The following is an 11,106-nucleotide window of genomic DNA, read 5'->3' as shown; positions in this document are numbered from 1 at the left end:
GGTCGTAGTCGGAGTCGGTCCGGTCGATCTCGGCGCGGATCTCGTTGACCCGGCCGGCGATCGCGTCGGGGTCACCGGCGCCGTCGACGATGGTGGTCTCGTCCTTGGTCACGACGACCTTGCGGGCGCGGCCGAGCAGGTCGAGGGTGGCGTTCTCGAGCTTGAGACCGACCTCCTCGGCGATGACCTGGCCACCGGCCAGGATCGCGATGTCGCCCAGCATCGCCTTGCGGCGGTCACCGAAGCCCGGGGCCCTGACCGCGACCGATCGGAAGACGCCCTTCATCTTGTTGACGATCAGGGTGGCCAGGGCCTCGCCCTCGACGTCCTCGGCGATGACCAGCAGCGGCTTGCCCGACTGCACGACCTTGTCGAGCAGCGGCACCACCTCCCTGTTGGCCGCGAGCTTGCCGCTCACGATCAGGACGTAGGGATCGTCCAGGACCGCTTCGAGCCGGTCGGAGTCGGTGATGAAGAGCGGGGCGATGTATCCCTTGTCGAAGCGCATGCCCTCGGTGAGCTCGAGCTCGAGGCCGAAGGTGTTGCTCTCCTCGACGGTGATGACGCCTTCCTTGCCGACCTTGTCCATCGCCTCGGCGATGAGCGCGCCGATCTCGGGGTCGGCGGCGGAGATGGAGGCGGTCGAAGCGATCTGCTCCTTGGTCTCCACATCCTTGGCCAGCTCCTCGCTGACCCGCTCGACCGCAGACTCGATGCCCTTCTTCAGCGACATCGGGTTGGCGCCGGCGGCGACGTTGCGCAGACCCTCGCGCACCAGCGCCTGGGCCAGCACCGTGGCGGTCGTGGTGCCGTCACCAGCGACGTCGTCCGTCTTCTTGGCGACTTCCTTGACCAGCTCGGCGCCGATCTTCTCCCAAGGGTCCTCGAGCTCGATCTCCTTGGCGATGGACACACCATCGTTGGTGATCGTGGGAGCGCCCCACTTCTTCTCCAGCACGACGTTGCGGCCCTTGGGACCCAAGGTCACCTTGACGGCGTCGGCCAGTTGGTTCATGCCGCGCTCAAGACCGCGCCGGGCGTTCTCGTCGAAGGCGATCATTTTCGAAGCCATTGCTGCTCCTGCTCTTGATGGGGGCTGCCGGGACGGTGCCCGCGACGGACGGTCCACCGGCAGGTCGGCGACCTGTCGGCGGACCTCACCGCCCCGGCACACGCCTTGCGGTTGGCACTCTCCAGGGGTGAGTGCCAGGCGTCTCATCGCACTGTACCCACAACTTGCGTGTCACGCACATAGTGCATGGCGCGCAACATCGGATAGAGTCGGCCCATGAACGACGACGCCATGGACCTCCGGGCCCGCAACAAGCAGGCCACCCGGGAGGCGATCAGCCACGCCGCGCTGCGCCTGGCCATCGAGCAGGGCCCCCACGGGCTGGCCCTGGTGCGCGTCCACGACATCGCCACGGCCGCGGGGGTCTCATCCCGTACGTACAACAACTACTTCTCCAGCAGGGCGGAGGCGATCTGCGCCTTCCAGGCCGACCAGGCCCGCCGCGTGGGGAAGGCGCTGCGCTCGCGGCCCGCCGACGAGCCGCTCGACCAGGCCGTCATCGCGGCCGTGATCGAGATCTTCACCGACCCCGAGCCCGACAAGGCCGGCCTGCGCATGATCATGTCGACGCCCGAGCTGGAGGGCGAGGCGCTGAAGGCGTTCACCATGGCGGAGGGCCCGCTGGCCGAGGCGATCGCCGCGCGCACCGGCACCGACCCCGGCCGCGACCTGTTCCCCGCCGTCACGGCCGCCGCGGTCGCCGGCGCCATCCGCGTGGCGGGGCGGCACTGGCTCGAGCCCGGCAGCACCGAATCCTTCGCCGGCACCCTGCGCCGCGCCCTGTCCTGCGTCTTTCCCACCGCGCGGTGACCAGCACACGCGCTCGGTATGGGATTCGCTTACGTGGGAGGTAATCGACGGGCCGCGTCGGGTCCGAAAGAGTAGCGACATGACTTCTGATGCCCATGGCACCCGTGACATTGTCGAAGCACTGCTGGGCCGCATCGCCGAGGGCGATTACCCCCGCGTCGCCGAGTTGTTCGCCGAGCCGGTCGACTGGCGGCTCGACTGGCCGGTCGAGGGGCATCCGGCCGTGCCGTGGATCCGGCCGCGGTCGAGCCGGGCCGAGGTGGCGGACCATTTTCGGTCGCTGGCCGCTCATCACGTGCCCGAGCTGAACGGCACGTCGGTGGCGCGGATCCTGGTCGATGGGGCGGACGCCGTCGTCCTCGGGGAGATCGTGCAGACGGTGAAGGCCAACGGCGTCGGCTACAGCTCACCGTTCGCGCTGCATCTCACCGTCGAGGACGGACTCATCACCCGGTACCACATTTACGAGGACAGTCTCACGGTCGCGCGGGCCCTCACCGCTTGATCCCCGTAAAGTGGCCACTTTCTGCAAGCCGAAAAGCGCTTCATCGATGCGCCCGAACACCGGAACCCGCGCCCGGCCGACAGGAAGAACACTGGCCATTTGTCAAGAGAGGAAAATTGCTTCAATCCGAACGCGTTAACTTGCGCAATCAACTCCAGTAAGGTGAGCCCGTCAACCAGTTCGTGTGATCCCGACTATCAGCGGTCTATTGACGGCCGGATGCGAAGGAGCGCCGATATGGGCAACCTGTTCCGGACCTTACGCAGTCGCCTGGATGCCAATGCCCAGCGTGCGGTGGAGGTGTATACCCGCGAGCTCGCGGATTACCGCAGCCTGGCCGCTGAGACCCGGGGGTCCGCCGCGATGCTGGACTTCGCGGTGATTCTGCGGCGCCGCACCGTCGAGCTGGCCGCGGAGGAGCGGTCGTACACCGAGCAGGACCAGGGGTACATGGCCTCGGTCGGCGCGGCGCGGGGCGAGGTCGGCGTTTCGCTGGTATCCCAGCGGCAGGTTCTGCTCCTGCACGCCAATCTCACGCTGCGCGAGATCCACGAGGCGGCGGGCCCCAACGACCTTGGCGACGTCATGCGCATGCTCGGGTGGATCGCCCACCATGGCCTTACCGCGCAGAACGCCTACACAGGCGGATACCTCAAAGGCCAGGAGCGCTTCCTGCCCGTCGCGGCCAGGATCCAGATGCTCGCCAGGATGCTTCTCTCTGACGACCTCGCGGCGCCCCAGCTGGCCGGCGAACTCGATCTGCCGATGCAGGACCACTACCTGGTGACGATCGCCCGGATCTCCGGCGGCCGGCCCGACAACCTGCGGCGCGACGAGGTCGTCAAGACGCTGCTGAACCGCCACCGCATGCCGCTGACCTGGCACAAGCTGGATGAGTTCGCGGCGCTGGTGCCATGCGGCGACGACGACCCGATCGACGGGCAGGCGGCGGCGCGGTCCCAGGCGCTGTCCCTGATCCGCGACTTCGCCGAGCTGTCCGGACCCTGTTCGGTCGGCGTGGCCCCGGGCCGGGCGCGTGCGCTGGCGGACCCGCTCTCGCTGGCCCGCAAGGTCTGCCAGGCGGCACCCGTGGAGAGTGTTCCCCGCCAGGTGTACAGCGTGGGCGACGTGTTCGCGGAGTTGGGGGCGGCCCAGATGCCGCAGGTCGACCAGTGGCTGCGCGAGCTGACCCGGCGGCTGGCGAGCGGTCCCGACCTGGTGGCCACGCTCGACGCCTACTACCGCAACGACATGAACCGGATGTCCACCGCGATAGCACTACGCGTGCACCCCCGCACCCTCGACTACCGGCTCAGACGGGTTCGCGAGCTGGTCGGGATCGAGCCCGGCTCAACCCGCGGCGTACGAGTGCTGAGCACCGCCGTCACCCGCATCCTCGCGGAGGCCTGGCGCGACCAGCCCTGACCTCCTTTCGCACCGCGGACGACTGCGCTCACGGTGTCAATCGGCCGGAGAGTCGCTGCTCGCCGACGCCGACGCCGACGCCGACGCCGACGCCGGGGGCCGGGTTTCGGCGTCGAGGGTCTCCTGGGCGAGACGCAGGGTGGCCTGATTCGCCCGCTTGGCTGCCTGGAGGGCGGTGGCGTTCTGGGCGATCATCGTCCGCTGGTAGGCGCTTTCGACGGAGAGCCAGACGCCCACCAGGTTGGTCCGCTTCTTGCAGGCGAGGTCGGTCCGGGCGGTCGCGAGCTCCTTCTCGGACGTTCCGTCGCGGAAGGCCGGGTCGGCCATGGGGTCGAAGGGGGTGGCGTAGGAGTGGCCGGCGGCGCGCATGCAGGCCGACCACTCCTTGACGGCGGCTTGGACGCGGTGATCGGTGCGGGAGCTCTGGAAGCTGAGCATGGACAGGTGCTGGGGAAGCGAAGGGTCGGCGCCCGCGGGAGCCATGGCGAGGGCCTTGCGTGTCTGCTCCTGGCAGCCGCCCGGCGGGGCCTTGTCACCGGTGCCGGTGATGACGGCGATGGTGGCGGGGTCCAGGTCCGGGGTCTCGGGCGGGTGCCGGGCCGGGTCGCGGGGGCCGAGGCCGTAGCCGTAGGAGGCGGCGTCGGCCGCGTCGGTGAGGCCGTAGCGGCGTTCCATCCACGTTCGGGGGCCGACCAGGGGGCGGGGGGAGGCGCTGATGGGAAGGGTGCGGCCGTGGCGCCGCGCGCAGCGGATGAGGAGGACGCGGTAGGCGTTGCTCACCGTGAGGGTCTGGGTGGGGGAATGTTGGTAGTCGTCCAGAGGGAGGCGAGAGGCCGCGCTGGCGGTGTCGCTCGGGAGGGCCTGGGCGCACGATGCGATGAAGGCCGTAGCGGCTGTCAGCAGGGCGGCGAGGTGGCGGCGCATGGTATCTCCCAGCAGGGCGGCGGCCGCGGGCACGGGCCCGCGGCCGCCGGGAACGGGGTCAGTTCCAGTAGTGCGATTCGGAGTTGTTCGCGAACGTGGGCGCGGTGTTGCCGTAACCGCCCGGTATGAGTTGTCCGCACTGGCCGGACTGGTAGGTGCCGGTGCAGATGTAAGCGTTCAGGAACAGGTGCGCGTTGATGGCGGACTCATCATTGTTGGCGATGAATCCGTTTGCCGTGCTGGCGGACCAGTCAGGGTGCCCGGTCGTGTCCATGTACGTGAAGTCCGCCATGCGTCCGGTCAGGTTCTGATTTTCGAAGACGCACAGGTCGTACCAATTGCAGACGCCGTCCTCCATGGTTCCGGAGATGAGCGGCTTCTGGAATGTGGTGGAGACCTTGTACTTTTCGAAGTAGGACGGCTCCGGCTCCGCTTTCGCCGGAAGGGAGAACAGGGCGAGGGTGCAGAATGCCAGGAGCATTCCGATGACGGCGCGTCGCATCGTGATCCTTTCAGCAGGCGAGGGTGACCTGGGGGGTGGTGCCGCTCATCTCCAGCGGGGACCCGGCGTAGCCGGCCTTGGTGAACACGGCGGTGCCGCCGGCGAAGTACGTGTTCGTGGTGCCCTGGCACGGCGCGTTGGAGAAGTGGAACCCGTAGTTGGCCGGGTTGAAGCGCTTGCTGGTCGTGGTGGTGGACCCGTCCTTGTAGAGGTTGAGGTACAGGTCGATCGAGTCGACGACGGCGGTGCACTGCACCTCGATCTCGGTACGTACGTCGTTGTACAGGCTGTTGACGTACGGGATGCTGATATAGCCGCCGCAGTAAATGACGTCCGCCGCGCCGTTGGCGCCCTTCGGGGTGTCAGCCTTTCTCGTGAGGGTCATCGTGAACGACTGGGTGGCGCCGCCTTTGAGTGGAATGGACGCCCTTTCCGGAGCGGCGGAGGCCGGGTTGCCGATAAGGACGACTGATAACGCGAGAGCGACGGATAAAACGAGTGTGCGAAGACGTGCGGACATTTCTGCTCCTTCCGGGGAAAAGGGAGTTCGTACTGCCTCCCCTATGGTGATCGGCCGTCCGGAACGCGTCTTCGTGATATTGCGTAAAACTTCCCGTCAAAGTCTGCCGGAGTTTGTAACAAGTTGTGAAGTCCTGTGTCGGCGCCTGGAACGCGACGCGTCCGCCACATCAGTCCCTCTGCTGAGCGGTGAAAAAAGAATCCGGCGGCCGCCGTGAGGCAGCCGCCGGACGTCATGCGGTCTTTCAGGAAGAGTGCTTAGTAAATGCGGTACTTCCGGCCGCAGTTGTCGAGCTTGCCGGCCCAGCAGGTGAAGGTGTAGATCTTCTTGATCCCCCGCCCGCTCCAGCTGCCGACGACCTTGCCGTCCCAGGAGCGGTTGAACTTGTGCCAGCCGCCGTTCTTGTAGAACTCGAACCACACCCAGGCGCGCTTGCCGCCCACCTTGTCGACGCCGTGCCACTTCGTGACGACGATGCCGTTGCGCTTGCCCGTCTGGCCGAAGGTGTACGCCTTGCGGTCGCTGGAGAAGAACTTGCCCCAGTTGTGGACAGAGCCGGTGGACACCGCGGAGACGGCCGTCCCCGCCTGGGTGGCGGCCTGTGCGCCGGGCGCGAAGGCGAGCGCGCTGACGGCCATGGAGCCGGCCAAGAGGGTTGCTGCAAGGGTCTTACGCATGGGTTTCCTCCCCGTTTAAGTGCACCGGTCTGCCCGGCAACAGGGACATTACGAAGATCCGTCGCCCTGTTCTGTGGAGGAGTGCACACATACGAGGTGATCAGCGCCACACGCGGTCTTACGCCACCTTTGAGGAGGGGGCCGTCCAGGTGTTGCACGAGCCCGGGTCGCCGGTGGCGAAGCCGCGCTTGTACCAGGCGACGACGTTGGCCCTCTTGCCGTACAGGCGCGCTTCGCCGGGAGCGTCACCCTCGACCATGCTCAGCAGATACGTCCAGTCCTTGGTCGTCCTGCCCTTCAGCGGCCAGACGCTCTTGAGGAACGCGGTGCTGAAGCAGTCGTTCTGGAGACTCTGGCGCCGGGCCAGTTCGCGGTCCTCGGTTTTGCCGCTGGACGGCGCCGCGTCATAGGCGTCGGCGATTCCGACCAGCTTCATCACATGCCACCCGTACATGTAACTGACGGTGTTGAACAGCCACAGGTCGGAAGGGTCGTCGAGCCACGTCTTGCCGAGCTGGAAGACCAGCTCGCCTGTCTTGCCGCAGTAGCGGGCCGTGGAGTCTTCCTTCTCCGTCTCCCTGGTGCCGCAGTAGGTCTTGGGGAGCTTGCTCACGTACCGCACCTTGACCTTGCTGAAGGGCAGGTCGGCGGCGGTGAGGTGCTGCTCCCAGGTGGACTCGAGGCAGGCGATCACCGCGTCGACGTAGGCGCGGCCCGACTTGCGGTCGTTGCGCTTGACCTTCGGCTCCTCGCAGGTCGTGGCGGGCAGCGCGCCGGCCTCGTAGAGCGGGTTGGCGATCAGCTTGGGGTGTTTGACGGGGGTCGCCGTCGTCGCGGCGGTGGCCGTAGCGGATAAGGAGAGCATCGACGCGGCGGTCAGCGTCATGATCAGAAGTTTACGCACGAGGGATGACAATAAGGCCGCGCCCCCGTCCTGGGAAACGGGGTTTCCCCGGGCGGTCACCCCGGACTGGCCTCATTCATGCGCTCCTTGGTCCAGTAGGACGCGATGTCCTGTGGAGCGCGCGTATTTCGGATTCCTGTCGCGGCCTCGTCGGGGGTGTGACCGCGGAAAATCACGACCACCGTCGCGGCCAGCATGAGGGTGGCGGCGACGGCCAGAATGGCGACGGCCTTACGGCTCATACCGCCATCGTACGACGAGGCTGCCAAGCGCGGTCACGGCGTCCGGACCCACGTGTTCGCCATTTATTATGCGCCGTCTGACATATTCACCCGCTCCACGAGAGTGACGTGCAGCATAAGGTTCTAACCTGACTTCGCGATGAGGGTGTCGATCTGCACGCTGAGGCGCGCGCCGAGCGGCCAGCCGATGTAGTGGGTCAGGAAGATGGCGATCTCGCGGAGCTCGTCCGGGGACAGCTCGCCGTTGCCCAGCGCGGCCGGCAACTGGATGTCGAGGACGTCGTTGAAACCCCTGCTCGCCAGCGCGCCGATGAGCAGCAGCCGCCGGTCGCGCATGGACAGGCCGGGCCTGGTCCAGATCTCGGCGAAGAGGTGGTCCACGGTGATGCCGAAGAAGTCCCCCGGACCGTCGCCGATCTCCCAGCCGTAGACCTGGCGCATCATCTCCAAGCCGCGCTCCCGGCGTTCGTCGGTCATGGGATCTCCTTCCGAAGCAGGCCGAGGCCGTCGGCCAGGCGGTCGCGGGCCAGCTCGGCCAGGGGGGTGTCCACGCCGAGGTCGCGGGCCAGCTCCAGTGCCAGGTCCAGGTCCTTCTCGCCGAGCGCCAGTACGTGGCGCATGATCCCGTACAGCGGATCGTCCTCGTCGAGCGGCGCGGTGGTGGCCCGGAGCATGATCGCTCCGGGCCCGCCCGTGACGGCGTCCGAATGCCTGACCACCCGGCCGAGCCTGCGCAGCGAGACCCCGGACGCCTCCGCCAGCCGCTGCGCCTCGGCGGCGGCGGCGAAGGCGACGAAGTGCAGCAGGTTGCGGGCCAGCTTGGCGCGGGTGCCCGCGCCGACCGGCCCCACGTGCAGGACGAGGTCCGCCCACGCCCCGAACGGCTGCTCGCAGCGGGCGAACGCGCCGTCGCCGCCGCCGACCATGACCGCGAGCGTGCCCGCCTCCGCTCCCATGAAGCCGCCGCTGACCGGCGCGTCGACGACCTCGATCCCGTACGGCGCCGCCAGCCCGGCGAGCTCCACGGCCGTGCCGGGCCGGATCGTGGAGTGGACGGCGATGACGGTGCCCGGCTCGGCGGCGGGCAGCAGCCCGGACACGACCTCGTGCACCTGGTCGTCGTCGCGCACCATGACGGAGACGAACCGGCTGGCGGCGGCCAGTTCGCCGACGTCCGCCGCGGCGCGCGCCCCCGCTTCCACCAGCGGTGCCATGGCCTCCGGCCGGGTGTCGTAGACGGTGAGGCCGAGGCCGATCAGGTGCCTGGCCATGGGGGCGCCCATCTGGCCGAGTCCGGCGAAGCCATAGGTCATGATCGGAACACCTCGCCGCCGTCGACGTTGAGTATCTGCCCGGTGACCCAGGCGGCCTCGTCGGACAGCAGGAACAGGCACATGCCGACCAGGTCCTGCGGGGTCCCCACCCGCTTGAGCGCCAGCTTGTCCCGGACGATCCGGTCGACCACCCCCGCGGGCACCACCGCGCGGTTGGCCTCGGTGTCGATCGGGCCGGGCGCGATGGCGTTCACCCTGATGCCCATGCCGCCGAGCTCGTGGGCGAGCTGCTGGGTGAGGCCGTTGATCCCGGCCTTGGCCAGGCCGTAGAAGCCGGAGTACTGCCAGGCCGCGGTGGAGGACTGGTTGACGATCGCCCCGCCGCCGCGCCTGGCCAGGTGCGGATGCGCGGCGCGGGCGCACAGGAGGGCGCCGTCCAGGTTCACCGCCATGAACCGCCGGTAGTAGTCCCAGTCGACGGTCAGCAGGAAGTCCAGCCGCATCGTGCCGAAGATCGCGGCGTTGTTCACCAGGTAGTCGATGCCGCCGAACCGCTCCGCCGCCGCGTCGGTCATCCGCTGGACGGAGTCCGGGTCGGACACGTCGGTACGTACGTACAGGCCCTTGATCTCGTCGGCGACGGCGGCACCCTGCTCGCTGACGTCGGCGACCACGACGCTCGCGCCTTCGGCGGCCAGGGCCCGCGCGTAGGCCCGGCCGATGCCCTGGGCGGCTCCGGTGACGATGGCGACTTTGCCCTCGAAACGGTTCATGACACCCCTTCCGCGATCGACTTGGTCTCCAGGTACTCCTCGAAACCGGCCACACCCATCTCCCTGCCGATCCCCGACTGCTTGTAGCCGCCGAACGGCACGTCGGCGGCGTACCAGACGCCGCCGTTCACGCTCACCGTGCCGGTCCGCAGCCGCCGCGCCACCGCCCGCGCCCGCTCCGGGTCGCCGCCGTGGACCGCGCCCGACAGCCCGTACGGCGAGTCGTTGGCCAGCCGGATCGCGTCGTCGTCACCGTCGTGCGGCAGGATCACCAGCACCGGGCCGAAGATCTCCTCCCTGGCCGTCCTGGTCTCGTTGGTGAGCCCGGTGATCAGGGTCGGCTCGATCCAGAAGCCCCGCTCGCGTCCGCCCGGGCGCCCGCCCCCGGTGGCGAACTCGCCGCCCTCCTCGACCGCCAGCTTCAGATAGCCCTCGATCCGGTCGCGCTGGCGGGCGGAGATGACCGGCCCGCACACCGTGCGCTCGTCGCCCGGGTCACCGGTGCCCAGCTTCCCCATGGTGGCCGCGGTCAGGCGTACGGCCTCGTCGTACCTCTCCCGTGGGACGAGCAGCCGGGTGGTGAGCGCGCAGCCCTGGCCGGCGTGGGTGAGCGCGGCGAAGGCCGCGTAGGAGCAGGCGGCGCGGAGGTCGGCGTCGGCGAGCACGAGGAACGCCGACTTGCCGCCGAGCTCCAGGAAGACCCGCTTGAGGCCGTCCGCGGCGGCGCGCATGACCGCGCGGCCCGTGCCGGTCGAGCCGGTGAACGACAGCAGGTCCACCCGGGCGTCGGCGCAGAGCCGGGCGCCCAGCGCGTGGTCGGCGCCGGTGATGACGTTGACGACGCCCGGCGGGATGTCCGTCTCCTCCTGGACGAGTACGCCGAGCGCCGCCGCGCACCACGGCGTGTCGGGGGCCGCCTTGAGGACGATCGTGTTGCCCGCGGCGAGCGCCGGGCCGAGCTTGGCCAGGTTGATCTGGTGCGGGAAGTTCCACGGGGTGATCGCGCCGACCACGCCCACCGGCTCGCGGACGACGCGGCGGTCGCTGGTCAGGCCCATGGGCGCGGCCCGGCCGAGGTCCCGTTCCCAGTCGTAGCGCTCCGCGAGGTCGGCGAACCAGCGCAGGTCGGCCACCGGCGTGTCGAGCTGCGCGCCGTACGTCAGGAATCTGGGCGCGCCCGCCTCGGCGATCGTCAGCTCGCGCAGCTCGTCGGCGTGGCGGGTGAGGGCCTCGTTGAGCTGGCGCAGGCAGCGTACGCGCAGGGCGAGATCGGTGGCCCAGGGGGAGGAGTCGAAGGCGCGGCGGGCGGCGGCGACGGCGTGGTCCAGGTCGGCGGGAGTGGCGTCGGCGGCCTCGCCCAGAACCTCCTCGGTGGCCGGGTCGATCGTGCCGAAGCGGTGGTCGCCGGGGACCAGCCGCCCGTCGATCAGGAGCGGCGAAGAGGCGCCGAACAAGCGATCGGTTGTTCTGGACACATG

The 11,106-nt window shown here is 68.9% G+C and carries 14 protein-coding genes; 3 read left to right on the top strand and 11 right to left on the bottom strand.

All coding sequences use genetic code 11. From position 1 onward, the window contains the following. Window positions 1-1,072: chaperonin GroEL (groEL, locus tag KME78_RS62000; protein WP_219539637.1), on the bottom strand; the 1,072-nt coding region annotated here is incomplete at its 3' end. Window positions 1,073-1,288: 216 nt separating this feature from the next. Here groEL and KME78_RS61995 point away from each other — a divergent pair. The 3 genes from KME78_RS61995 (at window position 1,289) to KME78_RS61985 (ending at window position 3,812) form a co-directional block, all read left to right on the top strand. Then, window positions 1,289-1,882 carry a TetR/AcrR family transcriptional regulator gene (locus KME78_RS61995; protein ID WP_219539636.1) on the top strand — a complete coding sequence of 198 codons (594 nt, stop codon included), beginning with the start codon at window positions 1,289-1,291 and terminating at the stop codon, window positions 1,880-1,882. A gap of 79 nt (window positions 1,883-1,961) precedes the next feature. Then, window positions 1,962-2,387, top strand: coding sequence for a nuclear transport factor 2 family protein (locus KME78_RS61990; RefSeq protein WP_219539635.1), 426 nt, complete (start codon window positions 1,962-1,964; stop codon window positions 2,385-2,387). 237 nt (window positions 2,388-2,624) lie between these two features. After that, window positions 2,625-3,812: a PucR family transcriptional regulator gene (locus KME78_RS61985; protein WP_219539634.1), complete on the top strand. Its 1,188-nt coding sequence runs from the start codon at window positions 2,625-2,627 to the stop codon at window positions 3,810-3,812. Window positions 3,813-3,848: 36 nt separating this feature from the next. Here the strand turns inward: KME78_RS61985 and KME78_RS61980 are convergent, their stop codons facing one another. The 10 genes from KME78_RS61980 to KME78_RS61935 all read right to left on the bottom strand — a co-directional run bounded on the left by KME78_RS61980 (window position 3,849) and on the right by KME78_RS61935 (window position 11,103). Further along, complete coding sequence (locus tag KME78_RS61980) at window positions 3,849-4,736, bottom strand: hypothetical protein (RefSeq protein ID WP_219539633.1); 888 nt, start codon at window positions 4,734-4,736, stop codon at window positions 3,849-3,851. 58 nt (window positions 4,737-4,794) lie between these two features. After that, window positions 4,795-5,238, bottom strand: coding sequence for a peptidase inhibitor family I36 protein (locus KME78_RS61975; RefSeq protein WP_219539632.1), 444 nt, complete (start codon window positions 5,236-5,238; stop codon window positions 4,795-4,797). Between the two features lie 10 nt (window positions 5,239-5,248). Then, window positions 5,249-5,623 carry a hypothetical protein gene (locus KME78_RS61970; protein WP_219539631.1) on the bottom strand — a complete coding sequence of 125 codons (375 nt, stop codon included), beginning with the start codon at window positions 5,621-5,623 and terminating at the stop codon, window positions 5,249-5,251. 392 nt (window positions 5,624-6,015) lie between these two features. Beyond that, window positions 6,016-6,435: a hypothetical protein gene (locus KME78_RS61965; RefSeq protein ID WP_219539630.1), complete on the bottom strand. Its 420-nt coding sequence runs from the start codon at window positions 6,433-6,435 to the stop codon at window positions 6,016-6,018. Between the two features lie 118 nt (window positions 6,436-6,553). Continuing rightward, entirely contained in the window at window positions 6,554-7,339 is a 786-nt protein-coding gene (locus KME78_RS61960; RefSeq protein WP_219539629.1) for a neutral zinc metallopeptidase, read from the bottom strand. 56 nt (window positions 7,340-7,395) lie between these two features. Next, window positions 7,396-7,581, bottom strand: a complete 186-nt coding sequence (locus KME78_RS61955; protein ID WP_219539628.1) for a hypothetical protein — start codon at window positions 7,579-7,581, stop codon at window positions 7,396-7,398. Window positions 7,582-7,704: 123 nt separating this feature from the next. Next, window positions 7,705-8,058, bottom strand: a complete 354-nt coding sequence (locus tag KME78_RS61950) for a carboxymuconolactone decarboxylase family protein (RefSeq protein ID WP_219539627.1) — start codon at window positions 8,056-8,058, stop codon at window positions 7,705-7,707. Then, window positions 8,055-8,894 (bottom strand): NAD(P)-dependent oxidoreductase, encoded by an 840-nt coding sequence (locus KME78_RS61945; RefSeq protein ID WP_219539626.1) that lies wholly within the window; start codon window positions 8,892-8,894, stop codon window positions 8,055-8,057. Before KME78_RS61945 ends, KME78_RS61950 begins: the two co-directional genes overlap by 4 nt. After that, entirely contained in the window at window positions 8,891-9,628 is a 738-nt protein-coding gene (locus KME78_RS61940) for an SDR family oxidoreductase (protein WP_219539625.1), read from the bottom strand. Before KME78_RS61940 ends, KME78_RS61945 begins: the two co-directional genes overlap by 4 nt. Further along, a complete protein-coding gene (locus KME78_RS61935) occupies window positions 9,625-11,103 on the bottom strand; it encodes an aldehyde dehydrogenase (protein WP_219539624.1) in 1,479 nt (492 codons plus the stop codon). The genes KME78_RS61940 and KME78_RS61935 overlap by 4 nt, the downstream gene beginning before the upstream one ends. Window positions 11,104-11,106: the final 3 nt, after the last annotated feature.

Origin of the sequence: Nonomuraea guangzhouensis, assembly GCF_019396345.1 — a bacterium.
Lineage (GTDB): Bacteria > Actinomycetota > Actinomycetes > Streptosporangiales > Streptosporangiaceae > Nonomuraea > Nonomuraea guangzhouensis.
This window is presented reverse-complemented; position numbering and strand designations above follow the sequence as displayed.